General features: G+C 65.1%; 24 protein-coding genes. 10 read left to right on the top strand and 14 right to left on the bottom strand.

The features are described from left to right. Positions 1-5: 5 nt before the first annotated feature. Together G432_RS15125 and G432_RS15120 are read left to right on the top strand one after the other, a co-directional pair. Positions 6-2,024, top strand: a complete 2,019-nt coding sequence (locus tag G432_RS15125) for an ATP-binding protein (protein ID WP_236626792.1) — start codon at positions 6-8, stop codon at positions 2,022-2,024. A gap of 221 nt (positions 2,025-2,245) precedes the next feature. Further along, a complete protein-coding gene (locus tag G432_RS15120; RefSeq protein WP_015459682.1) occupies positions 2,246-3,160 on the top strand; it encodes an MBL fold metallo-hydrolase in 915 nt (304 codons plus the stop codon). 914 nt (positions 3,161-4,074) lie between these two features. On the opposite strand, the gene G432_RS15115 is transcribed toward G432_RS15120, so the two are convergent. Further along, positions 4,075-4,452: a hypothetical protein gene (locus G432_RS15115; RefSeq protein ID WP_015459681.1), complete on the bottom strand. Its 378-nt coding sequence runs from the start codon at positions 4,450-4,452 to the stop codon at positions 4,075-4,077. 195 nt (positions 4,453-4,647) lie between these two features. Between G432_RS15115 and G432_RS15110 the strand changes: the two genes are divergently transcribed. Together G432_RS15110 and G432_RS15105 are read left to right on the top strand one after the other, a co-directional pair. Next, positions 4,648-6,141, top strand: coding sequence for a recombinase family protein (locus G432_RS15110; protein WP_015459680.1), 1,494 nt, complete (start codon positions 4,648-4,650; stop codon positions 6,139-6,141). Continuing rightward, on the top strand, positions 6,141-6,839 hold the full coding sequence (locus G432_RS15105; RefSeq protein WP_015459679.1) for a plasmid partitioning protein RepB C-terminal domain-containing protein: 699 nt from the start codon (positions 6,141-6,143) through the stop codon (positions 6,837-6,839). The genes G432_RS15110 and G432_RS15105 overlap by 1 nt, the downstream gene beginning before the upstream one ends. Positions 6,840-7,034: 195 nt before the next feature. Here the strand turns inward: G432_RS15105 and istB are convergent, their stop codons facing one another. The 3 genes from istB to G432_RS23775 form a co-directional block, all read right to left on the bottom strand. After that, on the bottom strand, positions 7,035-7,763 hold the full coding sequence (gene istB / locus G432_RS15100) for an IS21-like element helper ATPase IstB (RefSeq protein ID WP_015449229.1): 729 nt from the start codon (positions 7,761-7,763) through the stop codon (positions 7,035-7,037). Further along, positions 7,750-9,267: an IS21 family transposase gene (gene istA / locus G432_RS15095; RefSeq protein ID WP_015449228.1), complete on the bottom strand. Its 1,518-nt coding sequence runs from the start codon at positions 9,265-9,267 to the stop codon at positions 7,750-7,752. The genes istB and istA overlap by 14 nt, the downstream gene beginning before the upstream one ends. Before the next feature lie 94 nt (positions 9,268-9,361). Next, the gene (locus G432_RS23775; protein ID WP_187294005.1) at positions 9,362-9,532 is read right to left on the bottom strand and encodes a hypothetical protein; all 171 of its coding nucleotides are present in this window, start codon (positions 9,530-9,532) and stop codon (positions 9,362-9,364) included. 422 nt (positions 9,533-9,954) lie between these two features. Here G432_RS23775 and G432_RS15085 point away from each other — a divergent pair, with 422 nt between their 5' ends. From G432_RS15085 to G432_RS15075, 4 genes are read left to right on the top strand one after another with little or no spacing between them, the layout of a single operon-like run. Further along, complete coding sequence (locus G432_RS15085; protein WP_015459677.1) at positions 9,955-10,599, top strand: S24 family peptidase; 645 nt, start codon at positions 9,955-9,957, stop codon at positions 10,597-10,599. Between the two features lie 12 nt (positions 10,600-10,611). Beyond that, entirely contained in the window at positions 10,612-11,037 is a 426-nt protein-coding gene (locus tag G432_RS24345) for a thermonuclease family protein (RefSeq protein ID WP_015459676.1), read from the top strand. Continuing rightward, a complete protein-coding gene (locus G432_RS24125) occupies positions 11,034-11,339 on the top strand; it encodes a DUF5818 domain-containing protein (RefSeq protein ID WP_015459675.1) in 306 nt (101 codons plus the stop codon). The genes G432_RS24345 and G432_RS24125 overlap by 4 nt, the downstream gene beginning before the upstream one ends. After that, positions 11,339-11,548: a DUF6961 family protein gene (locus tag G432_RS15075; RefSeq protein ID WP_015459674.1), complete on the top strand. Its 210-nt coding sequence runs from the start codon at positions 11,339-11,341 to the stop codon at positions 11,546-11,548. The genes G432_RS24125 and G432_RS15075 overlap by 1 nt, the downstream gene beginning before the upstream one ends. A 19-nt stretch (positions 11,549-11,567) precedes the next feature. On the opposite strand, the gene mobF is transcribed toward G432_RS15075, so the two are convergent. The 3 genes from mobF to G432_RS15060 are packed head-to-tail and all read right to left on the bottom strand — an operon-like array spanning position 11,568 to position 17,210. Then, the gene (gene mobF, locus G432_RS15070) at positions 11,568-14,492 is read right to left on the bottom strand and encodes a MobF family relaxase (protein ID WP_015459673.1); all 2,925 of its coding nucleotides are present in this window, start codon (positions 14,490-14,492) and stop codon (positions 11,568-11,570) included. Between the two features lie 37 nt (positions 14,493-14,529). After that, positions 14,530-16,887, bottom strand: coding sequence for a type IV secretion system DNA-binding domain-containing protein (locus G432_RS15065; protein ID WP_015459672.1), 2,358 nt, complete (start codon positions 16,885-16,887; stop codon positions 14,530-14,532). After that, the gene (locus G432_RS15060; protein ID WP_015459671.1) at positions 16,884-17,210 is read right to left on the bottom strand and encodes a hypothetical protein; all 327 of its coding nucleotides are present in this window, start codon (positions 17,208-17,210) and stop codon (positions 16,884-16,886) included. Before G432_RS15060 ends, G432_RS15065 begins: the two co-directional genes overlap by 4 nt. A 436-nt stretch (positions 17,211-17,646) precedes the next feature. On the opposite strand from G432_RS15060, the gene G432_RS15055 reads away from it, so the two are divergent. Next, entirely contained in the window at positions 17,647-17,889 is a 243-nt protein-coding gene (locus G432_RS15055) for a hypothetical protein (protein ID WP_015459670.1), read from the top strand. Between the two features lie 58 nt (positions 17,890-17,947). Here the strand turns inward: G432_RS15055 and G432_RS15050 are convergent, their stop codons facing one another. Beyond that, a complete protein-coding gene (locus G432_RS15050) occupies positions 17,948-18,184 on the bottom strand; it encodes a hypothetical protein (RefSeq protein WP_015459669.1) in 237 nt (78 codons plus the stop codon). 340 nt (positions 18,185-18,524) lie between these two features. On the opposite strand from G432_RS15050, the gene G432_RS15040 reads away from it, so the two are divergent. Further along, positions 18,525-18,755, top strand: coding sequence for a DUF6437 family protein (locus G432_RS15040; RefSeq protein WP_015459667.1), 231 nt, complete (start codon positions 18,525-18,527; stop codon positions 18,753-18,755). Positions 18,756-18,868: 113 nt separating this feature from the next. Here G432_RS15040 and G432_RS15035 read toward each other — a convergent pair whose 3' ends face one another. From G432_RS15035 to G432_RS15010, 6 genes are all read right to left on the bottom strand, one after another. Beyond that, positions 18,869-19,258 (bottom strand): single-stranded DNA-binding protein, encoded by a 390-nt coding sequence (locus G432_RS15035; RefSeq protein ID WP_015459666.1) that lies wholly within the window; start codon positions 19,256-19,258, stop codon positions 18,869-18,871. 314 nt (positions 19,259-19,572) lie between these two features. Beyond that, a complete protein-coding gene (locus G432_RS15030; RefSeq protein ID WP_015459665.1) occupies positions 19,573-20,004 on the bottom strand; it encodes a DUF6915 family protein in 432 nt (143 codons plus the stop codon). 10 nt (positions 20,005-20,014) lie between these two features. Then, positions 20,015-20,476, bottom strand: a complete 462-nt coding sequence (locus G432_RS15025; RefSeq protein ID WP_015459664.1) for a DUF6878 family protein — start codon at positions 20,474-20,476, stop codon at positions 20,015-20,017. A 459-nt stretch (positions 20,477-20,935) separates the two neighbouring features. After that, positions 20,936-21,889 carry a DUF2493 domain-containing protein gene (locus G432_RS15020; RefSeq protein ID WP_015459663.1) on the bottom strand — a complete coding sequence of 318 codons (954 nt, stop codon included), beginning with the start codon at positions 21,887-21,889 and terminating at the stop codon, positions 20,936-20,938. Between the two features lie 299 nt (positions 21,890-22,188). Then, entirely contained in the window at positions 22,189-22,611 is a 423-nt protein-coding gene (locus G432_RS15015) for a hypothetical protein (RefSeq protein WP_015459662.1), read from the bottom strand. 10 nt (positions 22,612-22,621) lie between these two features. Then, entirely contained in the window at positions 22,622-22,858 is a 237-nt protein-coding gene (locus G432_RS15010) for a zincin-like metallopeptidase domain-containing protein (RefSeq protein WP_187294004.1), read from the bottom strand. Between the last annotated feature and the right edge of the window lie 45 nt (positions 22,859-22,903).

Below are 22,903 nucleotides of genomic sequence, written 5' to 3'. Positions count from 1 at the left end.
CCGCCGTGCCGGATGCAGGGGCCGCGAAAGCCGACCTCCATATCGCCGATCTGGCGTCGGAAAGCATCATCGTCTTCGATGCCGTGGACAGGATCCGATATTGGAACCCCGCGTCCGAGGCGCTTTACGGCTGGCCCTCGCTCGGCATGGTCGGCCGGAGCATCGACCATCTGTCCTGGCGATCCGCCGACGAGCGGGATCACTGGCAGCTCCTGCTGCGGGAGGGGGCCTGGCAGGGCAAGGTCAGCCGCCGCACCTTTTCCGGCGATCATGTCGCGGTCGACATCCGCCAATATGCCCGTTTCCACAGTGACGGCACGCTGCGGGACGTCGTGGAATATGGGCAGCGCGCGCCCGCGGATGGCGAGCCGGCGAGGCCGGACTGGCATATTCCCGACCGCCTGATGGCGGCAAGCTGGGAAATCGACATAACCGGCGCGCAACCTTCGATTGCCGCGATTGCGGCGGGCGTCGAGGAGGGGCCGGCCGCGCGCGAGGCGCGACTGCTATCGCTGGTGGAGGCCAGCCGCGTGATCGAGGTGAATGATCGCGCCGCGCGCCTGGTCGGCGGCAATCGCGGCCCGGCCGTGATGATCGGCCAGTCGGTGGCGGCCTTCTGGCCGATCGAGAGCCGCACCATATTGGGCGATCTGATCGCCGAGGCCGTCATTGCCGGCGCGACGGGGACCACCCACAGGCGGCAGCTCGCCTCCGACGGGATATTGCGCGATCCGGTGGTGACATTGTGGCTGGCGGACACGCCCGGCCGGATATTCGTGGCCGTGAACGGCACGGCCGACGACGACCGGTCCTATCTCTATCTGCGGGCCAGCGAGGCGCGCTATCGCAAGCTCGTCCACTATATGCCGACCGCCCTTTTGCAGGTGGACGCCAGCCATATGGGGAAGATCTACAAGAGGCTCGGGTCCGAAGGCGTCGAGGATTTTGGCAGCTATCTGGACGATCACCCCGAGCTGGTCGAGCATGCGGCCGAAACCGTGGTGGTGACGGACGTCAACCGCAGGGCCGTCGAAATGTTCGGGGGGAACAGCGCGCTCGATCTCATCCGGCCCGTGGGCAATCTGCTCCTCGCCAATCGCACCACGTTGCGCAACGTGATGATCGGCCGTTTCAACAACCAGCCCAGCTATAGCGAGCTCACGAAGGTGCAAACCCTCGACGGAAGGGTCCGGGACGTGCAGCTATCCGTCACCTATCCCATATCGTCGGCGGAGCTGGACGTTACCATCTTCAGCGTGGAGGACGTGACGGCCCGGCTGGAGATGGAAGCCCAGCTACGCCAGTTGCAGGCGGATTTCACGCATGCGGCCCGCATATCCACGCTGGGCGAATTGACGACATCCATCGCGCATGAGGTCAACCAGCCGCTCGCCGCGATCCTCACCAACGCGGAAACCAGCCTGCGCTGGCTTGCGCGCGAGGAACCCAATATCGCCAAGGTCAAGGAATTGACCGCCCGCATCGCCGCCGGTGCCCATCGCGCCAACGATATCGTCCAGCGCATCCGGGGCATGGCGGCCAAGCACCAGCCCGAGCGGACGGCGCTGGACCTCAACCAGGCCGCGCAGGAATCCATGCTGTTCCTGCGCCATGAGATCGAATCCCGTTCCATCCGGATAACGACGGCCTTTGCCGGGGGATTGCCCATGGTGATCGGCGATCGCATCCAGCTGCAGCAGGTGATCGTCAACCTGCTCATGAACAGCATCCAGGCGCTCGAAGCCGGCAGCGGCGCCGAATGCGCGATCATTCTGGAGACCGGGCTGGACGATGACGGCATCGTGTTTCTCTCCGTCCGCGATACCGGTCCGGGCATAGACTCCGTCAATCTCGAACATGTGTTCGAGGGGTTCTTTACGACGAAGGAAAGCGGGCTGGGGATCGGCCTGGTCATATGCCAGTCGATCATCGTCGCCCATGGCGGCCATATTGCCGCCGCCAACCATCCCGAAGGCGGGGCCGAGTTCCGCTTCACCGTTCCGGGGGCACCGCCTCGCGCCTGAGGGCGGCGAGCCTCGCGCCTCGTCTGCTACCGGTCGGCGGAACCGTTACCGCCTTGTGCCTTCCGTCATTCGCCCCGGGTATTCCGGCGCCCCGCACTCCGCATGGGGCGACCTATACCGTGGTAGGGCAGGCCCGATCCTTCGATCCAATCGACCGTGGCCCCACCTGGACCTAGCCTCCTCAATGTCGCGCTCAGGGCGGCGTTCAGGAGGATAGAATCATGAAACTGGACAATATTTCGTCCCTCGGCGGATCGGTATCCGAGGAGTTGGTTCCGTCGCGCTATGCACTGCAGGTCGGCGAAATCGATGTGCTGGTGGTCAGCGACGGCGTGCTGCCCCTGCCGACCGCAACGATGTCCACCAACGTCGATCCGGACGTGCGGGCGGCGTGGTTCAGGGACATGTTCCTGGGGCCGGACGCATTCGACTGGGCATTGAACGTCCTCGTCGTGCGCAGCGGCGATCAGACCATACTCGTCGACGCCGGGCTGGGCGGCCAGTTTTCCGGCTTCCCGCGGGCCGGGCAGTTTCCCAGGCGGCTGGCGGCCGCCGGTATCGATCTCGCCTCGATAACCGACGTGGTGATTACCCACATGCACATGGACCATATCGGCGGGCTGCTCGTCGATGAGGTGAAGAACCGGTTGCGTCCGGACGTGCGGATCCACGTATCGGCCACCGAGGTCGATTTCTGGGGATCTCCCGATTTCGCCCTCACCGCCATGCCGACGCCGGTGCCGGATGTGCTCCGATCGACCGCGCAGCAGTTCATGAAGGAATATGGCGGCAAACTGCGGATCTTCGAGGAGGAATATGAGGTCGCGCCGGGCGTGCTCGCCTGGCGCACCGGCGGCCATACGCCGGGACACAGCGTCGTCCGCGTGACATCGGAAGGCGAGCGGCTGACCTTCGCCGGGGATGCCATATTCCCCGTCGGCTTCGACCATCCCGACTGGCACAACGGTTTCGAGCATGACCCGGAGGAATCGGTCCGCGTCCGCCTCCGCCTTCTGCAGGAAGCGGCCGCGACCGGCGAGCTGCTGGTGGCGACGCATCTGTCGTTCCCGTCCGTGGGACGGGTGGCCATTGACGGCGATGCCTTCCGGTGGGTGCCGGCCATCTGGGACTATTGATCCCGCACCGATCGGGCGGGGACTCGCTGCCCTCCGCGAGTCCCCCTCTGGCGGCTGCCACCTCCCGCCCGGATCAGCAGATCAATGGGCCGTTCGCCATCAGTCAACTTCATCAAATCCTCCCTGTTGGATTTCGCGAAGATGGTAGGTCGAAGGTCGTTTCGTAACCGTCGTGTCCTCCAACGATACCGCTACAGTGAGGAAATGATGCAACTTATCCCGCTGTTGACCGCATTCGGCCTTGGGTCGATCGTTAACCGCCCTAATCCAATCGTGGTTGGCGCGGCGGTCGAAGGAGGACGAACGCGCCTTTCGCGAGAAGCAAGCGGCGGCATACGTCGGATTGCTAGAAGCCTACCATCGCGCCGCCGTCGAAGGGACGGACGAAACTTCCAAGCTGTTCGCCTACTGGCATGCGAGGCGAGTTAGTCGCGCCTGAACTCGTCCGCGATGCAATCCGCCGGATCGTCGAAACCAACGATGATCGCCCGGCGCGCATGAAGGCCGATCACGATATGAAGGAAGCTATGCGTGCCGATCTAGGTATCACGAAATAGGCGTCGAACACGTCGAAGGGCATCGGATCGCCCCCCCCCGGGCCTGCCCCGCCAATGTGGCAAGTCGAAGGTGGACATTATGGCGGACGGCTGCCCGTGATTGCCGCTAAGTTGTTGATTTTATTGATGTAATGGCGGTGGACGAAGTCACCTGCGAACCGCTCTCTGGTGGGCCTTTCCCGTTTTGACGGGAATTTAACGGGAAATCGGCTGTTTTCGGCCGCGAATGCCCGACGTGGGATACCGCAAAGCCCCGATTTGCGCCAAAATGCCAACGGAATTCCCGTAAACCAATAACGGGAATTTATTTCCGCTCTTCCTGCGTTGGCCGGGATGCTGGCGCCGGCCTGCCGGGAATTATGCTTCCCGCCGGGCCGGGTCATGAGCGCCGTCGATCGAGAACTGATCGAGGAGCGCAAGCATAGCCTCAAGCCTGGACCGAAGCGTGGCTACCTCCAGGGCGAGCAACACGTCGCGTCGTCCCGCCGCGACCAGGATCCGGGTCAACACCGGGTTGGAATTGCGCATCAGCGCTACCAGGTGTCGTCCGCGCGGCGCATGCGATCCAGCGAACCAATGCTTGACGCTCCGCTCACTTGCACCGGTCCAGCGCATAGCTGTTTTCACGCCCTGATGAGTCCGCCCCAGATCCATATCCAGAGCTTCCGCGATCATCATGGCAAAAGCCACATCCTCCTCGTCGAGGTGCAACTTGTTGCCCTTTTTCGGCAACATCTTTCCTCTCCTTGGTAGCTATAGTCCCAGCGGGACGAACGCGACGAATCGCGACGGCACCCGGAAATCCGCGATCAATTTGAGGTGTTTGAACTATAAGGATCGGAGGCGGCAAAGTTGCCGAGATGGAGAGATCTTGAGCCTGACCTGAAAGGAGAAGGAGGTCCGCCCATTCGCGCCGCGGAATATGTCCGCATGTCGACCGATCATCAGAAGTATTCGACCGAGAACCAGGCCGACGCAATTCGTCACTACGCTGCCGCGCGTGGGATCGAAATCGTCCGCACTTACGCCGATGCGGGAAAGAGCGGCCTCAGGATCGACGGCCGGGACGCCCTCAAACAGCTGATCGATGACGTCCAGGCCGGCACCACCGATTTCACCATGGTGCTGGTCTATGATGTCAGCCGGTGGGGCCGGTTCCAGGATGCCGATGAGAGCGCCTATTACGAGTATATCTGCAAGCGGGCCGGGATCGCTGTCGAGTATTGCGCCGAGCAGTTCGAGAATGACGGAAGCCCCGTCTCCACGATCGTCAAAGGCGTCAAACGCGCCATGGCCGGGGAGTACAGCCGCGAACTATCCACCAAGGTGTTCGCAGGCCAGGGGCGCCTGATCGAGAAAGGCTACCGGCAGGGAGGCCCCGCAGGCTTTGGGCTTCGTCGAACTCTGATCGACGAACATGGGAACGTCAAAGCCGCTCTTGCTCGCGGCGAACACAAAAGCATCCAGACGGATCGGGTGATCCTCACACCCGGCCCGGACGAGGAAGTCGCAATCGTTCGCGATGTATATCGCGCTTTCGTTCACGATAAGCGAGGCGAGCAGGACATAGCCGATGACCTCAACCGTCGCGGCATTCCAACGGACCTTGGCCGTGCCTGGACGCGAGGAACGGTCCACCAGCTGCTGATCAATGAGAAATATGTCGGCGACAATGTCTGGAACCGGCGCTCCTTCAAGTTGAAGAAGAAGCGCGTCCGCAACGATCCCGACATGTGGATCCGGGCTCAAGGGGCATTCGAGGCGATCGTCGAAAGGGACATTTTCGAGGCAGCCCGAGCAATCATCAATGCGCGCTCCTTCCGCCTTTCCGACGATGAGATGCTCTCGGCCCTTCGCGGATTTTACGAACGCGAGGGGCTGCTCTCCGGAATCATCATCGACGAGTGTGACGGCATGCCGTCGAGCAGCGCCTTCAGTTCCCGCTTCGGCAGTCTCCTGCGCGCCTACAGCCTGGTCGGATTCAGGCCGGATCGAGATTATCGCTATGTCGAGATCAACCGCTTCCTGCGCGATCTCCATCCCGACGTTCTCGATGCGGTCCTGGATGGCTTTCGGGGCATGGGCAGCGAAATCCAGCGGGAGGTCGATACCGACCGGATAATCGTCAACAACGAATTCAGCGTCAGCGTGGTCATCGTCCGCTGCACTTCGACACCTACGGGGTTGCTCCGGTGGAAACTGCGTTTTGACACATCCCTGGGCACCGACATCACCATTGTGGTGCGGATGGATTCCGCGAACTGCGCACCCCTAGATTATTATCTGTTTCCCAGGATCGATATCGCTTCCGACCGCGTGAGGCTTGCCGAAGAGAACGGCCTGTCCCTCGATGCTTACCGGTTCGAAAGCCTCGACTATCTCTACGAGATCGCAGCCCCAGTCAGCATTGCGGAGGCCGCCTGATGATCACATCACTTCCCCAGAACATCAAAATGATCCCGATTTCCAAAATTATGGTGCTGAACCCGCGAGCACGGAACAAGCGGCAGCACCGGGAAATCGTGAACAACATCGAGGCTATCGGACTCAAACGCCCCATAACGGTCAGCCGTCGAACCGGTCCGGGAGGCCCGCGCTATGATCTGGTTTGCGGAGAGGGTCGTCTCGATGCCTTCCAGATGCTTGGCCAGACAGAAATCCCGGCTGTCGTTATCGAAGCACCGGAGAGCGATTGTCTGGTCATGAGCCTGGTGGAGAACATTGCTCGCCCGGTGCAGCGCCCCATCGACGTCATGAAGGAAGTGGCCGCCCTACGTTCACGAGGACATAGTGAAACAGAAATCGCCCAAAAGATCGGCGTCAGTTCCTCCTGGGTCAGCCTGGTGCTGTCGTTGCTGGATCGCGGTGAGGAGCGGCTGCTCGCAGCCGTCGAGACAGGTCTGATTCCGATCACGCTCGCCATGGAGATCGCCCGCTCCGAAGCCGATGACGCGCAGGATGTACTTCTGGACGCATATGATAAAGGGAATCTTCGCGGAAAGAAGCTCGCGGCGATGCGCAGGCTTCTCGACCTGAGGGCCCGTAACCGCAACAAAGGACTACCCCGAGGTCGGCTTGGGCAGAAGGGCGGCAATCGGCTGTCAACCGGCGCGCAAAGTTGACCCCCTATCGGCGCCCAACATTGACCCCCTTTTTCGTGAGTTCCGGCGGTTATCCCGGTAGTCCATAGGAGGGACCCGCGGACGCCGACGCGCGCCGTCAGGAGCGCTGGCGGCGGCGTCCGCGGGAGGTACCTGTGGACCCACCGGGGTAACCGCCGGGGATGGGGGTCCGGGGGAAGGGGTTTTTCCCGTCTCTTAGCTTCGGTTTTTGAACCGCCAGCTGTCGTTGCCGGTTTCGATGATGTCGCAATGATGCGTGACACGGTCCAGCAGCGCCGTCGTCATTTTGGCATCCTGGAAGACGCTAGGCCATTCGCCGAAGGCGAGATTGGTGGTGATGATCACCGAGGTCTTTTCGTAGAGTTTGCTGATCAGATGGAACAGCATCTGGCCTCCTGACCGGGCGAACGGCAGATACCCGAGCTCGTCCAGAACCACGACGTCCAGGCGGGCCATCTGGGCGGCCAGGCTGCCGGCCTTGGCCTGCCGGGTTTCTTCCTCCAGACGATTGACCAGATCGACGGTATTGAAGAACCGGCCCCTGGCCCCGGCGCGGACCACCGCAGCGGTGATGGCGAGCGCGAGATGCGTCTTGCCGGTGCCGGTGCCACCAACCAGCACGATATTGCGCCGTTCCGGCAGGAACGAGCCGGCATGGAGCGAACGCACCAGGCTCTCGTTGATCGGTGTGTCGGCGAAGACAAAGCCGTCGAGATCCTTGATGGCCGGCAGCCTGGCCGCAGTCATGCGATACCGGATCGAGGCGGCTTCACGGTGGGCCGTTTCGGCGCGTAGCAGATCGCCAAGCATCTCCATGGCGGTCCGGTCACGGCGGATGCCATTGGTGACGGCATCGTCGAACGCGGCGATCATGCCCTTCAGGCCCAGCCCCTTGAGGGCTGCCAACATCTCATGCCGCTGCATTGAGGCCTCGCACCGTATCGTAGCGCGCGCAATCGGCAATGGGCGGATGCTTGAGCCTGAGATCGACGACAACATTGATCGCCTGCACAGGCTGTGGTTCGCGTCGGCGCGACAGGATGTTGAGAATGACCTCGTCATTGGCCGTGCCCGCCGCCATGGCTTCGCGCACGGCAGCTTCGACTGCCTCCAGGCCATCCTCGGGCACCGCTGCCAGTACCCGTACAAAGCGTCGGTCTGCGTCATCGCTTTTGCCCAGCTTGCGGCGCAGCTGGGCCAGGGCCGGCGGAAGATCCCAGTCCTGGAAGGGAGCGCCGTTGCGCAATGCGCCTGGCTTGCGGATCAGGACCGGCAGATAGTGCCAGGGATCGAACTTCGTCTGATTGCGGCCGAACAGGCGGGCATGCTCGGCGACCACCTTGCCGGCACAACGGATGACGACCCGGTCGGCATAGGCGCGCAGTTGCACCGCATGCCGGGCAGCAACGGCCATGACCGAGTAACGGTTGCGATCGAAGCTGACGAGGCAGGTCGAGCTCGCCACATGTTCGCTCTCGAAGAAGCCGTCAAAAGGCGTGGTGAGCGGCTGTAGGGAGGGTCGTTCCATCTCCAGTGCCTGGGCGATGGTCATATCTTCCATATCCGGATGGGCATAGCGCTCGGCCCATCGGCGACACTCGGCCTCCAGCCATGCGTTCAACTCTTCCATGCTGGCAAACCGCAGACGTGGCTTGAACAGCCGTTCCCTGCCGGTCTGGACCTGGTTCTCGACCTGTCCCTTCTCCCAGCCTGCCGCCGGGCTACAGGCCACCGGCTCAACGCCATAATGATCCGTCATGATCAGGAAGCGCCGGTTGAACACCCGCTCCTTGCCAGTGAACACCGTCGTCACCGCGGTCTTCATGTTGTCGTAGATGCCGCGCGTCGGCACCCCGCCGAGAAAAGCAAAGCCCCTGGCATGGGCGTCAAACACCATCTCCTGGGTCTCACGCGGATAAGCCCGCACAAAGGGCGCCCGCGACCAGCATAGCCGCATATGCGCCACCTTAACCCGCATCGGCTTGCCGGCGATCTCCACGTCCTCGTGGCTCCAATCAAACTGGTAGGCCTCGCCAGGCCGGAACATGAGCGGGATGAACACCTTGCTCATATCCCCGCTGCCACCGGCGTGGCGCTCCTGCTTCCAGCGGGCCGCATAGCGCCGCACCGCATCGTAGGAGCCGGTGAACCCCTCACGTTCCAGCAGATCATGAATCCGCGTCAGCCGCAGTCGCTCGCGCCGGGGGCGCTCTTCGTTCTCCGCCAGCAACTCATCTAACCGTTCGCGAAATGGACCGGTCTGCGGACGATGCTGCTCCTTCCTCTCGTAGCTGAAATCCGCCTCCGGAGCACGGATCGCCTTGCGCACCGTGTTGCGCGACAACCGTAAATCACGCGCAATCTCTTTGATCGGCTTACCGTCCCTGTGCTCCCTGCGTATCTTGGCAATAGTCTCCACAATCAACATCCCCGTCCTCGCCGCCTGGAAGCCCAAGCCGCGACGCCTCACACTCTGGAATGATGGGGGTCAATTTTAGACGCCGATCACCCCGCTAAGGGGGTCAATTTTGCACGCCGCTCCACAGCCGAGGCGTCTTGGTTTCGCGGTCCAGATGCTCTCGAATGAGGCGGGCCGCTAACGTCGATTTCTTGAATCCTCGCTCCTGACAGAAGGCCGTAAATCGAGCCTCCACATCGTCATCGAGCAGAACGGTCAGGCGCACGCTCATCATTCAAGCCTCCCCTGACACTGGAAACCACACTGGGAGTCGCGAAGTCAACAAAAGTTTGCACTTTTGCGGATTCATGCTGACTCTTACGCAGAAGTGCGCTCGTCCTCGGCTGCTGCTAATGTGCGCGGGCTACCGTGATCGAGCGCGCTCACTTGTTTGAGATAATTCCTAACGCGCTCTTCCGTCCTTCGCCTCGGGTGACGGCCGGCACGCAAGTCTCTCACGAAGCCAGGATCCCCGACGACCACCCTCCCGAAGGTGCTCGACGGCACCCTGGTTCGGGCCAGATAGCTCTCGACCTGCTCCAGAAGCTCCATTGAACGTGACTCGCAATTGTCTTGTGTTCCCGTTATGTTCCTACTAGGAAGACATCCTAGAGTCTAGGACCGAATTCCTAGATGCACTCGATGGGACCGACCGCGATGGACGAAGCACGCAAAGCCCTGGACGAGCTGATTCAGCAGCGAGGGTACAATTACTCCTCGGTTTCGCGCCTCCTCGGACGCAATGCGGCCTATATCCAGCAGTACATCCGGCGGGGGAGCCCGCGGAGCCTGGACGAGCAGGATCGCGCGGTGCTCGCCCGGTTCTTCGGTGTCGACGAGAAGGTCCTTGGGGCTCCCGACCGCCGCTCGGGGCCGGTTGTCGAGCTGGTCCACGTGCCCGTGCTCAGCGTCGAGGCTTCCGCCGGTCATGGGGCGCTGGCCGAGATGGAATCCAAATGCTCCCAGTTTGGCTTTGATGAGAAATGGCTCCGCCGGCTGACCGCCAGCAAGGCGTCGAGCCTTTCCATCATCGGCGTGCACGGTGACTCGATGGAGCCGACGCTGCACGACGGGGACGAAGTCATGGTCGACCTTGCCGACGGTCAGTCGCGGCTGCGCGACGGCATCTACGTCCTGCGCATGGATGACGCGCTCAACGTGAAGCGGATCGCGATTGAGCCGCAGGGCCGCCGGATTTCCGTGTTGAGCGACAACCCGGCCTATCCGAGCTGGCGGGGCCTCGAACGCCGCAGCATCAACATTGTCGGGCGGGTGCTTTGGTTTGGGCGTGCGCTGCAGTAAGCCCGCCGTTCCATGCTGACGTTCCTTGCCGCCTCGATCGTTGCCGCCGGACAGACCTTCACGTGCACCCCGACCCACGTGTGGGATGGGGATGGACCCATCTGGTGCGCGGAGGGGCCGCACGTCCGGCTCTCCGGTATCGCGGCACGCGAAATGGACGGCACCTGCCGATCCAACCAGCCTTGTCCCGACGCCTCGCCGACCGAAGCCCGTGACGCGCTCGTGGGCCTGCTCGGCGGCGCCCACGGAAGCAATTCAACGGGTCACGTTGCCGTCGCGGGCCCCAGGATGACGTGCCGCTCCGAAGGTTCGGCGGGGGGGAACAGGACAGCGGCTTGGTGTCGGTTGCCAACAGGCACGGACCTGTCGTGCGCCATGATCCGCACGCGCACGGTCCTGCGTTGGGATCGCTACTGGAAAGGCCCGGACTGCCGATGAGCGCCGACCTGCACCTGCGCGGCCGTCTCGAACGGGGAAGAGTGGGCTTGGTCCTTAGGGCCGACCGCGGCGGCACATGGGAGCTCGACGCCGGAGGGCGAGCGCACCGGCTGGTCGGCCAGGAGGTCGAGGTCGTGGGACAGCGCGCAGGGTTCAACGGGGTCGCCTGCGAGCAGGTGTGGCCCGCCGGCACACCGCGGCCGCGACAAAGCACGGTTAGGATCGAGTATCTCCTGGCCGGGGGCCTCGTCGCGTACGGCGTCATTGCCTTCCTCGTGGGGCTGGTCGGCTATTTCCGCTGATGCTCAGCGAGTGGGAGCTCTGGGCCTGCGCCAACCGTGTGCTGCAGACCCACGGCGAAGAGGCTGGGCTCCATGCCGCCGAGCAGATCGGCGCCCTCGTCCTGCAAGGCGATGCCGAGGGCGTCCGCACCTGGCAGGCGATCGCGGCCCGCATCGCGCGGCTTTCCGCAACGGGCGGGCAAGCACCGCCCATTGACCGGATGAGTTGATCGGGCGGCGAGAAGGGCCTTAGATCCCGATTTCGAACGGCTTGGTGAGCGACCGATCGCGCTCGGGCGGCTCGCGCTCCGGTAGCGGCGACCTCCCTTTCGCCAGGCCCCTGGCGGCGGCGTCGCGAAGGAGATCCACGGTTTCCAGCGCCGAGCGCTTCATGCCGGGGTTGCGCTCGACGGCCGCCTCCAGCTTGCCGGCATTGTCGACGAACAGGGTGAGGCCGTCGCGCAGCCGCGTGATCGTCACCAGGAAGGTCTGCTGGTTCGACAGATTGCGCTCGCGGCTGTCCATGACCGCAATGCCGCGATCGGAAGTCAGCCCCTGGGCCATGTGCGCGTTGAGCGCGTAGGCAAGGTCGAGCCGTTCGAGCATCGGGTCGCCGCGCGAGAGCAGGTGCTCGGCCCCGAGCGAAGTCTTCACCGTCACGCGCCGGTCGTCGATCGCGACGATGCGCGCCTGGTCGGCATTGAGCAGTCCGCGCTTGTGGTCGGTTTCGGTCCAGCGGATCCGGTCGCCAACGTGAATGTCGAGCGAGCGGACCTCGAACAGCCGAAGAGGGTCCTGCTCGCCTTGCGGGCGCAGCTGCCCGGGACGAAACTCGAAGCGCCGGCCGCGTTCGTTCTCGAGCGTCACCCGCTCACGAACAGCGTCGGTTTCCACCACCCGGTACTGGCCCTTGAGCAATCTCTGCCCGCGCTGGCGCCGGTCGATCTCGACCACCATTCCTGGGCCATAAGTGCGGGCGTAGCGCAGCTCCTCGCGGGTGACATTGACGCGGGAAAGGGTGTCCACCCTCATCCCCACCGTCCCGAGCTCCCCATTGGCGCGCAGGCCCGCCTGCACTGCGTCATTGACCTGGCTCCGCAATGCCCGGCCGGAGGCATAGATCGACGTGCGCTCGCGATCCTGCGGCGACAGCGATAGCCAGGCGGCAGCGGCCTCGACCGCGGCTCCCTGAGCCACCTCCACGACATGCTTGCCCAAATGCCGCAGCGCCTCGTCGATCTGCCCGCCCTGGGCCGCGTATTGCGCCCGGCGAAGCGCCTGCTCGCGAGCGCGGACATTGATGTTCATGACCGCGGTTTCGACCCCGGCCTGCTGCATCACGTCGAACGGCTTGCCCGCATCGACCGCGCCGAGCTGCTTGCGATCGCCGATGCTGGCGAACCGATCAAGCTCAAGAAGATTGGCGAGCCGGACCAGCTTTTCCTTGTCGGCATTGCCGACCATCGAGGCCTCGTCGAGCAGCACGACGGTGCCGCGCATGGAAGACCGGGCTTCGGCAAGCCGCGCCGGATCACCGCCTTCGAGGAGGTCGCGGTGGCGCCGAAGGAAGCGCGTGACGGTCATCGACGGGATGCCGGTCTCGCGCTCGAGCATCTGCACGAGCGTGTTCTGCACGGCCAGGCCCAGCACCGCCCGACCCTCCTCGCGCAGGATGTCGGCGACGGGCTTGAGGACCGTGCTCTTGCCGGCGCCGGCGATGCCCTGGATCGCCACGATGCGGTTGTGGGAGCCGAGCAGCAGGCGGCCGGCGTTCTCCTGCCCGGAATTCAGGGTCATCCCGTATTTGAGCTGGGACAACGCCTGCAGCCGCTCGCCGGCAACTTCGGACGGCACGATGGCGGGAGCAGTTCCCCGGCCGCTTTCGACGCTCGCGATGATGCGTTGCTCGAGGCCGATCGCATCGCGCGTCGTCACCAGCTCGCGGTCAGCCCCTTTGCCCCTGAGCAGGTGGCCTTGGCGCAGCAGCTGGCCCACGCGGTGCTCGATCTCGGGCATCGAGGTGGGCAAGGCGAATCCAAGCGCCGTTCGATAGATCTCGGCGCGCGGAAATGCCGCCTCGCGCTCGCCTAGGTGACGAACGGCTGAGGCAACGGCGTGCACCGCAGCGATCTGCTCTGGTGTCCGCTTGCCCATATGCGAAGGGACGAGCGGGTCGCCCTGCCGCAGCCCGAGACGCTCGGCAAAGGAGGCGGCGAGGGAGCGCCCGCGCTCGACAAGCGAGCGAACCATCTCGCCCAAGCCGGGCACGTTCCCGAGGTCCTGGACCGCACGCGCGTTGGCCCTGGCAATGACCGCCGCAGGGTCGAATCCGAGCTTGGCCGCAGCCTCCTTCCACTGGCGCGCGAGCGCATCGCGGTCCTCGATCCTTGCCTTTTCCGCTCGCGTCATCAGTGTCGCGGCATCGAGCACGCCGGGTCCCCGATGGTCCATCTTCGCAACAGCTTCGAGGATCTCGGCACGGCGGGTGCTGAAGGCGTCTCGGATGGATTTAGGAACGCCCACGGCTTCGAAATTGCCGTGCTTGCCGAACTCCCCGACCTCGTAGCCGAGCTTTTCGACGGAAAGGCGAAAGCGCGCCATGGTCATCGCATTGAGCAGCGTGTTGTGCTCCCAGAGCCTGTCGTTCCTGAGCGCCCGCCATTTGCGATCCGGCCCTTGCGTGACGTTGGCGACGACGGCGTGGATGTGCGCATTGGGCTCCTGGTTCCGGTTGGTGTCGTGCTGGAACAGGCCGATCACGAGGTTGCCGGTCGCGATCACCCGCTCCTTCCCGCGCACCTCCATCCGGGTCTCGGCGAGGTTCTTTTCGGCCCAGGCCAGCGTCTCCTTCACCGCGGCAGAATAGGCGTCGAGGATGCGCCGATCCCCGCCCACAAGCGCGAGCAGCGACCAGCTCTTGGGCATCGAGAAAGTGAGGTCCGTGCCGGCGCGGTGTGCCCGGTTGTCGCTCCCGACGCGGCTTCCGTCCGGCAGCAGACCCTTGAGCACGGCCTCGAACTGCCGGGCCTCGATGCGGCCCTCGAGGCCGAGCGTCTGGGCGCCCTTTCCAAGCCATTCGCCGGAGCGATCGGCATCGGCCCGTGTGTAGTAGTTGTCGGCGGCGAAGTAGTTCGCGGCGCCGCCGGCCGTGCGGACATTGGCTACCGAGAGCATGGTCCGTCCCCCGACCGGGCAGCGCCTCCTACCATGGTCAAAGCTCCAGGTCGCCGAGATCGGGTTCCTCGCGCGGCGGGGCGTCGCGCTCGGGCATGCCGTCCTCGAGCATCAGCTTGCGGGCAGCGGCGTCGGTCGGCCGCCCGACCGGCCTATCCGCATTCTGGGGCCGGCTTGCGGGATCCTTCACGACAGGAGCGTCGGGCCGGCCGGGCTCCTGCGCATCGCGCGCGGGGTCGTTCCCGGCAGACGATGTGCCCGCGCGAATCACGGCGTCCTTGGGAAGCGTGAAGGCAGGTGGAGCGGGGTTCGCCTGGGCGGGAACATTGGCCGCATGCCGGTCGTGTGCCCCCGTCGCCGAGGGCGCCCCGACGTCGACCCTCAGGTCCGAGGGACGGTCCTGCGCGGGCGGCACTTCGCTCCTCGACTTCTCGGTCACTTCGCGCGGTTCGAGTGCCAGCACGCCCTGCTTGGGGACCACAGGCTTGCCCGCGCCGTCATCGTTCGACGACGGATGTTCGGTGGTCCCCGAGGCTGGTTGGGCTGGCGGCCGGAGGGGCGGCGCCTCCCGCGGGAGCGCTCCTGCCGGCGGCCGATCGTTGGCCCGGCCGATGAAGGTCTCGGCGACCCGTGGGCGGCTCACCGGCTTCAGCTTGACGGGTGCGGCGGGGAAGCCGTCGGGGAACTTGATGTACCCCGACAGCCGCGGCAGGTTCATCAGCTGGTCGGGCAGCAGCAGCGGCTCGATGTGCTTGCGCGGGGTGAGGCTGACCGCATCGCGGGCATTGTTGTAGCCGTAGGTGTAGGCCTCCTCCATGTCGCGCACCTGCCGGTGACCGATGAAGTCCGAGCACCAGGTGGCGGTCTCCCTATCGGCCGTGCCGAGGATCAGCTTGGTCCGCGCGAGCGACGACAGGGTCATCGCCATGTTCTCGCCGTAGACCTCCTTGAGCTTGGCGTAGGCATGCAGTCCGAGCACGATTGCTCCCCCGAAATTGCGCGCGGTCTGGAGCCCCTTCTCGAGCGCCGGCAGGCGATGCAGCGCGCCGAGCTCGTCGATGAAGAACCAGCATTTGAGGTCCTGCGTGCGCGCGGTCGTCATCAGCGTGTTCATCGCCGTGTCGAGCCACAACGTGAGCAGCTGCGCGCAGACGCTCATGTCGACGTAGCGCGCCGAAATGAACACCACCGAGCCTCTGCCGTCGTCTTCCTCGACCCATTGGCGCAGCGAGAAGCGTGAACCCGCGCTGGGCAGGAGCTTGAGCGCCTTGGCGTTGACGTTGAACACGGCCCGGATCGATTCCGCCATCCGGGCGGCTTCCGGTGCGGTCAGCGGATCGGCGATCGTGCCGCGCATCATGGCATGAACCCGCGAGAGGTCGGCGGTCATGAGCTCGCGCGCGAGCGCGCCGTTCGTGGCGCGGCCCTCGGCAACGAGCTTGAGGCAGAATTCGACGAACAACGCCCTCGCCGCGATCACCCAGAACTGCGCTTCGCCGCCCCCATCGTGCGGCACCAGGGCCTCGGCGGCGGCCCAGAATTGACCCTCGCTGCGGGATTCGTCGAACAGGCTCCACGCGGGGCAGCGAGCGTCGAGCGGGTTGAGGATGGTGTCGCGGCGAGCGTCGTGGAAGTGCTCGATGAACGCGCCGGTGAGATCGAAGATGACGCAGCGCTGTCCCTTTGCCCGGGCCTCGGCGATCATGTCCGACATGGCCACGGTCTTGCCCATGCCGGTGGTGCCGATGAGCATCGCGTGGCTCTGCTCGAGCCGCCACGGATAGACGACGGTCGCCAGGTGTGATGGCCGGTAGGGAAAGGCGGACGCGAGCTCGCGCGGGCTGCACAAGCGCCACTTCCAGCCGAGCGCCTCGCTCAGCTCCCGGGTGCGCTCGCGCCGGTTGTGCACGCGCAGCTCGTCGACCAGCTCGGGCAGCGTGACGAGCAGCGCGCCCCGCTCGTGCTTGCGTTCCTTCGAGCGGCTGCCGAAGCGTGCTGCGAACCAGTAGAAGAGCGCGAAGGCGGGCACCAGCAGCAGCGCCGACCGGACCAGCGCGTCGCCCAGAAGGGCAAGCATATGGTCCCATGCCCGCACCACCGGCGGGAAGCTGTCGAGTAGGGCGATCGGCAGCTGGATGGTCCCGCCGAACGCGGTCTCGAGCGCGATCGGCTTCTCGGGATCGAACTCCATGAAGCCGTAGATCGCGGCATAGATACGCATGCCGACAAGGTACATCTCATGATCGGACATCTGCCCCGAAAGGGTCCACCATGAGGTCCACGAGATCACGATCGCGGCGACGATCAGCGGGCCCTTGAGGCCGGCAGCGAACATGAAGCTGAAGTGGCCGAGGAGCTGGCTGCCGCGGGTGAAGTTGACGAGGTTGCGTTTCATGCCTCGCCTCCCTCGTCGGTGCCGGCGACAAGGCCGAGCTCACGACATTTGCGGGCGTAGGCCTGGTGCGCGCGCTCGCGCAGCGCGTGGTCCGGGTGCCCGGCCAGGAGCGCATCGACGCCGACCATCATGAAGACCGAGTGACGGGCTATGCGCTCGACCGAATGCTCGAGCCGCGAGACGTAATCGTCGTCGTCGCAGGCTTGGGCAAGCAGCGAGCGGATCCACTCGCTGACGCTGATTTCCCGTCGCCGCGCAGCGGCACGCACGCGCACGGCAAGGTCGTTCGACACATGGACTTGGAGAGAAATCGGCCGTGACATTCACGGACTCCTCGAATGCGGAGCCCGGTGTCGCGCGGCGAAAGGCCCTTCCTCGCTAGGTCAAATCCGAGAACATGTCAAGAACATCTGAAATGCCGGATTTCCGCGACGCGGAGCGCCCCCTCATTCGAATCCGATTTGAAAATCGGCTCCAATCGAATTCGATTGAGAAGCTGCCACGTGCGATATTTCCGCATAAATTACTGCCATTCCAGGATTTTCTCCTGCGACCCGTCGCGTAGGGTGTGCCCCCTGTCCCCAACTTCGATGGCGACTCCGGGAAACGCGCCTGGCCCGAATGGAACGGATTTGAAGCTCTTACCGGTGGGCTGCCGAGTGCGCCGGCCGCGGGCGCAGATCTGGCGGTTTGAGGCTGGGCAATGCGGCCCACAGGACATAATCTGCGCGCAAGGACCGGGGCCAGCGGAGCACGCGAATGTCGAGCGTAACCCTGTCGGCAACGCCCAAGGGCAACGGCTTCCAGGCGACGATCACCTATGCCGATGGGACTGCCGTCAGCTCGGCCGAAGCGTTCCCGAGCGAGTCCGAGGCCATCTCGGCAGCGGCCCTCAAGCTGCTCGAAATGCCCGACAGGCTGGAACGCTCAAGCCAGCCGAATTCCGACGGCCGAACGGGGGAAAGCTCCTTCGATAGAGCGCCCTCGAACAGCCTGGATTAGGGAACCGAGCAAAAAGAAAGGAGGAAGCCCGGGCGGGCTTCCTCCGTGCGTGACCGGATCAGAATTCGTCGCTCAGCTTGCTTGGCACGGCCTCGATGACGCGGTCCAGCAGCGCCTTGGGCAAGGCGTTGTAATCGCCTTCGTCGACCGTGACGTAGCCGGCATCCTCGTCGACCAGAACGTACTGCGTGAAGTAGCTGTGAAAGGACCGGGCATGGGCCTGATCCAGCGCGGCCATGAAGGCCGCGCGGTCGGCATTCAAACCTCCAAGATCGGCGTTCGATGAAACATGCATGGCTATCCTCCTGATGTTCGATGCGTCGCATCAGGAGCTCACGCGGAGGCGGGCGGCGGGCCGGGTCAGGGACCGCGTGGAACACGCGGCCGCGGAAGCGGCGATGGGGGCAACGATTTTGTCGGAGCAGGGATTCATCCCTGCTGCGGCAAAATGGTGGGGCCCCGTCGTCCTTGACGCGGCTTGTCGGCCGCATCACCCTCGGACTACTCGCGAGAGAGACCTCTCCAACCTCTCCGGTTCCGCGCGACGCCGCCCGCAAAAACCGTTTTCCTACACGCCTTCGTGATGGCAGATTCCAGCTCGGAGGGGACCAACGGCCAGCGAAAGGAACATGCGAATGGCCAGGTCCAAACCGAGCGCTCGGGATGCGCTCAGGAAGCTGCGCGAGCAGCGCGAGGAGCTCGATGCAAGGGAAGCCAGGCTCCGCGAGGAAGCGGCGGCCGAGCTCGGCAGGCTCCTCATCGAATGCGGCGCCGAAACGCTCGAGCCGGGCGACCTCAGGCAGCTGATCCGCCAGTCGATGACCCTCGGGATCGACGAGACGCTGAAGCGTCTCGCCCCCGCCTGAACCTTGCCGCGGCGGCGCGGGCTCGATGCCCCGCGCCGCCGCATTTGACCCAGGCACAAAAGAAAAGGCCCCGACGGCGCGTGCCGCCGGGGCCTTGTCGTGGAGAGGCTGGCTCAGTCCTCGTCGATTTCGGGCGCGCCCTCGTTGCTGCCCGAACGGCCCTTCGAGAGGAAGTCGACCTTGTCGGCGATGATCTCGCAGCCGTAGCGCTTGACCCCGTCCTTGTCCTCCCACGAGGTGTAGTGGATGCGGCCCTCGACCGTCACCAGTTGGCCCTTGGTGCAGTACTTGGCGACGTTCTGCCCGAGCCCGTTGAAGCAGGTCACGCGGTGGAACTCGCTGTCCTTGGCGGTGTAGCCGTTCTCGTCCTTGTAGGTCTTGCCGTCCTTGCGGGCCGGCCGGTCGGTCACGACCGAGATCGAGGTGACGGTGGTTCCGCCCTGGGTGGTGCGGGATTCGGGATCGCGAGCGATGCGGCCGACGAGGATAACGAGATTGGTCATGGTTCTTCTCCTGATCCGCAGGTCCGGGTCCATCCCGGCTGCGAACCAAGGGAAGAAGCGGCCACCGGGCTGTCGCACCGGGAGGCGCCCATGCGCCGGACGGGGAACCTGAAACCGGTTCGGGTGGTGCGGGCAGCCGGGCGCAAGCCCGGCAACACGGCCGGACCTGTTTCGGGTTGCGGCGGCCAGGAGCCGATTCAAGGGAAGGTTCGCGCGAGAGCCGGAATGGTGCCCGGACGATCGGGAGGAGCCAGACCCAACCCGCTGCCATCGGCCTCGCCTTCGCCGTTCCCTTCCCCAACGGCGGAGCCGGTTCAGATTGCGATGCGGACCGGCTGGTCGTCTCCAGCGCGGGACCGGACGAAAACTTCATCGCCAGCAGCACCGGCGTTCCCCGCCGCGCCCCTTGCGGGCTCGTCGAGGGGGTTGCCTCGCAGCATCCAGGCCTCTGGCGCGATGAGCCGCGCCCAGTCCGCAAACGAGGGAATGAAGCCGAGGTCCTCGCGAACGTGCTGCTCGCCGACCAGCCGGACCGGAACAGTACGGCCGTCGGCATTGACGATGGTCGCGCCGAACAGGGATTCGAGCATGAAAATGCCCTCGGCGTGATGCCGCAGCGCGCGGTGCCGGGGATCGGCGAGGATGGCCTTCGACTGGTCGAACCACTGGTGGAGCGGCAGGTAGTCGTCGACGGCGCCGCCCCATTTCCGAACCGAGGACAAGGCGTGATAATAGCAATGCGCCATTTGCCTTCTCCTAGAGCTCGGTCGAGTGTTCTTCGTAGCCGGTGTACCGCAGGCTACATTCGAGCATGAAGGTTGCGGTCCCGACATCGATCATCAACGCTCCGCTGGCGCCGTCGTTGATTTCCCAGCCCGGATGGTGACGCTCGAGCGCGAGATAGCCGAGCGATTCAAGCGCGCCATTGAGGGTTTCCTGTTTGGGCTCACCCGCCGCCGCGGCATCGCCGTCAGGAACTATGGCGACGAACATTTCGGGACACGCGAGCGCCTGTCCCGCAGCGTCGCGGCACTCGATCTCCTCGATCGCACCGCTGTCGCCGTAGCCGTCGAAGCGGATCTCGACGGTGTCGATCCCGGCCTGCCGGAGCTGCGGAATGAGCGCCTGCTTAAGGTGCTGCAGGCGGGTGTCCGCCTGCGCTGCGCGCTCGGCCTGGCGAGCGGCGAAGTCGACCATCGCGGCCTGGATATCGGTCATGACAATTCTCCCTGTGCTGCAAGGGGCGCGGGGTCGGTTCCCGCGCCCGCTGCCGCAGGCGCGGTCTCCCCTCTCGGGACACGGGCCGCGGTCGCGGTTTTTCGGCATGGGCTGAAGACGGCGGGATTCCGGGCGGCGATCGTCCGACTGGGCGCACCTTTTTTGCCAATCTCCTGTGAGCGGTCGTCGCCCCCTCCGGAGGGGGTGATGACGGCCAGTCAGCTAGGCATCTCGGCGGGGGCGCCGGTCGGGGCCCGATCGCGGCGGATAGTGGGGTACGCCTGCATATCCCATTGGACGCACCCTGCGGCCGCTTATGACTAGGTCCGGTCGACCGTCCCCAACCCATGACGAGTGGCCGGACGGTGTCTCCGCCCGGCCCGCCGCACAAGGGCCATCTCCCCTCTGAGGAGCGAAACGCCAGCGCCGGAAGGGCGCTGGCGCGAACGCGTGCAGCGATCATTCGCTGCCGCTTGCCGGGGCCTTGGGGCTGGTGCCAAGGGGGCCGCGCCGGTCGACGACAGTGATCCGGCGCGCCTTGGCCTCGATCACCAGGCGCTCAAGGACGCCGTTGCCGGGAAAGGCGACGACGTAGCGCGGATCGAGCGAGAGCATGCGCTCGTTGCGCTTGAAACCCGCGCGGGCGCCAAGCCGCATGTCGAGCGAGAAGGTGACCTGCGGCACCTCCCGGCGCTCGGCCCAGGACGACGCCAGGCGGTCGGCGCCCTTGGTGTCGCCGCCGTGGACCAGCACCATGTCGGGCACCCGGTCGCGGACCTTGTCGAGCGTTGCCCAGATATTGTTGGCAAAGGTGAGCGCCTCCTCGTCGGTCGCATGACGTGTACGCCCGCCGGCGAAGATGACCGGAGTGCCGTCGGGCATCGCCGCGCGGCGTTTCGCCTCGGCGCGAGCGCGCAGAAAGTCGCGCCCTTCGACGAGCGCGGAGGTGAGCATCGCGCCATGGTTGAAGCGCGAGCTCGATACGGGTTTCCATGAATTGCCGAACTCGTTGAGGTAGAGCGCCGCAGCGACCTCGCGCATCTCCTCGAGCGCCAGCATCGCGCCTTCGGCGCATTGTGCGCGTTCGATTTGGGTCTCGAGTTCGTGGGTGTGCACCTCGGACCCGTCGGCCGTGGCGAGGAGCGCGCGCACCTCGTCGGTCGCGCGGTCGAGCGCCGTCGCCTTGCGAGCTGCGGAGCGGTGGAAGAGGTTGACGAAGGCCCAGCCGAGATCCTCGGCGTCGGCTTCCAGCGCTGTGCCGGCGAACAGCGCAAAGAGATCCGACCAGATCGCGTCGAGCGTCTGGACCACGGCCTCGCGTTCGGGAAAGTCGGTGCTCGATACGGGAGCTGGACCGATCGAGAAGCCGGCGAGATCGAGGCCGGCGAGCTGGTCGGCGAATGACGTGTGCATGAGCGTTTCCTCCTGACTGGCGTGACGCCGGCGCCGCCATCGCGGACTGCGCCAGCGAGAGCCCGTCAGGGCCAGCGCCAAGGCGGCGCCCCGCACCGCAAGGGAAACCCGCTTCGGCCGGCTGGCGCGGGCAGGCGCTGGCCGAGGCCGCGCCAACACGGGCCCGCCGAAGCCGGGTTGCGGGGGCCGCCGGCTGGCCCAGGGCCTCTCTCGCCAAGGCGCACGGGCCGCAAGCGGCGAGCCCGCTGGACCAGTTCAGGAGGAGGATGGAAGCGTCTGCCGCGAAGCTGTCGGGAAGATCAGGCCGCGCGCTTGCGATAGATGCCCTCGCCGTTCGACATGTGCCCGAGGCAGTCATAGTCGCCGAACTCGGCGTCGAACCTTGGCGCGATCTGTGCAAGCCAGCGCCGCGACCTGGGAGAGCGCGCTGTGCAGGAGTCGGCGTCCCAGTACGAGCCGTCGTCGCGCTCGACCATCCAGATCGCGACGAGGCCGCAGTAGATCGAGATGCCGAAGTCGGCGAAGGCGTTGCGAGCGAGGATCCGCTCCTCGCGGCCGCGCCAGCCGTCCTGCGGCTGCAGCGAGGGAAAGAGGCGCATCGCCCGCTCGACGACGTCATCCCGGAGCCATTCGTACTCGAAATCCCAGTCGTTCTCGTTCTCGACCTCGAGCACGGTGAAGGCGACAAGGCTCCCCGAAGGGTAACTGACCGATCGGCCCATAACACCCTCCTCAGGCCGCCATCGCGGCAGCGCTCGCATCGTCGATCGCGTCGGCAAGCTCACGTCCACCGAGCTTCAGCAGCAACGAGGAAGCTTCCTCCGCCTTGGCGGCCGCGGTCAGGATGGCGCGGTCGTCATCGCGCAGCAGCTTGAGCCAGTGGTCGATGTAGCTTGCGTGGTTGTCGAGATGGGCGACCGGCAAGCCCAGCTCGGCGCCGAGCATCGCGCTCGAGAGCTCTGGCGACATATCCTGACAGTCCAGCCCTAATTTGAATTTTTGGGGGTCGAGCGG

The organism is Sphingomonas sp. MM-1 (assembly GCF_000347675.2).
In the GTDB taxonomy this organism is placed as follows: domain Bacteria; phylum Pseudomonadota; class Alphaproteobacteria; order Sphingomonadales; family Sphingomonadaceae; genus Sphingomonas_E; species Sphingomonas_E fennica.
The sequence above is the reverse complement of the archived record's forward strand: the minus strand, read 5'-3'. Positions and strand labels throughout refer to the sequence as shown.

What these genes read in the sequence shown, in the direction of transcription:
- G432_RS15025 (WP_015459664.1), bottom strand. Translation starts at nt 20,476, where the DNA reads ATGACCGATATCCAGGCCGCGATGGTCGACTTCGCCGCTCGCCAGGCC.
- G432_RS15020 (WP_015459663.1), bottom strand. Translation starts at nt 21,889, where the DNA reads ATGCACACGTCATTCGCCGACCAGCTCGCCGGCCTCGATCTCGCCGGC.
- G432_RS15085 (WP_015459677.1), top strand. Translation starts at nt 9,955, where the DNA reads ATGGACGAAGCACGCAAAGCCCTGGACGAGCTGATTCAGCAGCGAGGG.
- G432_RS15030 (WP_015459665.1), bottom strand. Translation starts at nt 20,004, where the DNA reads ATGGCGCATTGCTATTATCACGCCTTGTCCTCGGTTCGGAAATGGGGC.
- G432_RS15120 (WP_015459682.1), top strand. Translation starts at nt 2,246, where the DNA reads ATGAAACTGGACAATATTTCGTCCCTCGGCGGATCGGTATCCGAGGAG.
- G432_RS15115 (WP_015459681.1), bottom strand. Translation starts at nt 4,452, where the DNA reads ATGTTGCCGAAAAAGGGCAACAAGTTGCACCTCGACGAGGAGGATGTG.
- G432_RS15065 (WP_015459672.1), bottom strand. Translation starts at nt 16,887, where the DNA reads ATGAAACGCAACCTCGTCAACTTCACCCGCGGCAGCCAGCTCCTCGGC.
- istB (WP_015449229.1), bottom strand. Translation starts at nt 7,763, where the DNA reads ATGCAGCGGCATGAGATGTTGGCAGCCCTCAAGGGGCTGGGCCTGAAG.
- mobF (WP_015459673.1), bottom strand. Translation starts at nt 14,492, where the DNA reads ATGCTCTCGGTAGCCAATGTCCGCACGGCCGGCGGCGCCGCGAACTAC.
- G432_RS15010 (WP_187294004.1), bottom strand. Translation starts at nt 22,858, where the DNA reads ATGTCGCCAGAGCTCTCGAGCGCGATGCTCGGCGCCGAGCTGGGCTTG.
- G432_RS15110 (WP_015459680.1), top strand. Translation starts at nt 4,648, where the DNA reads ATGTCGACCGATCATCAGAAGTATTCGACCGAGAACCAGGCCGACGCA.
- G432_RS15035 (WP_015459666.1), bottom strand. Translation starts at nt 19,258, where the DNA reads ATGACCAATCTCGTTATCCTCGTCGGCCGCATCGCTCGCGATCCCGAA.
- G432_RS24125 (WP_015459675.1), top strand. Translation starts at nt 11,034, where the DNA reads ATGAGCGCCGACCTGCACCTGCGCGGCCGTCTCGAACGGGGAAGAGTG.
- G432_RS15105 (WP_015459679.1), top strand. Translation starts at nt 6,141, where the DNA reads ATGATCACATCACTTCCCCAGAACATCAAAATGATCCCGATTTCCAAA.
- G432_RS15050 (WP_015459669.1), bottom strand. Translation starts at nt 18,184, where the DNA reads ATGCATGTTTCATCGAACGCCGATCTTGGAGGTTTGAATGCCGACCGC.
- G432_RS24345 (WP_015459676.1), top strand. Translation starts at nt 10,612, where the DNA reads ATGCTGACGTTCCTTGCCGCCTCGATCGTTGCCGCCGGACAGACCTTC.
- G432_RS15060 (WP_015459671.1), bottom strand. Translation starts at nt 17,210, where the DNA reads ATGTCACGGCCGATTTCTCTCCAAGTCCATGTGTCGAACGACCTTGCC.
- G432_RS15015 (WP_015459662.1), bottom strand. Translation starts at nt 22,611, where the DNA reads ATGGGCCGATCGGTCAGTTACCCTTCGGGGAGCCTTGTCGCCTTCACC.
- G432_RS15040 (WP_015459667.1), top strand. Translation starts at nt 18,525, where the DNA reads ATGGCCAGGTCCAAACCGAGCGCTCGGGATGCGCTCAGGAAGCTGCGC.
- G432_RS15055 (WP_015459670.1), top strand. Translation starts at nt 17,647, where the DNA reads ATGTCGAGCGTAACCCTGTCGGCAACGCCCAAGGGCAACGGCTTCCAG.
- G432_RS15075 (WP_015459674.1), top strand. Translation starts at nt 11,339, where the DNA reads ATGCTCAGCGAGTGGGAGCTCTGGGCCTGCGCCAACCGTGTGCTGCAG.
- istA (WP_015449228.1), bottom strand. Translation starts at nt 9,267, where the DNA reads ATGTTGATTGTGGAGACTATTGCCAAGATACGCAGGGAGCACAGGGAC.
- G432_RS23775 (WP_187294005.1), bottom strand. Translation starts at nt 9,532, where the DNA reads ATGATGAGCGTGCGCCTGACCGTTCTGCTCGATGACGATGTGGAGGCT.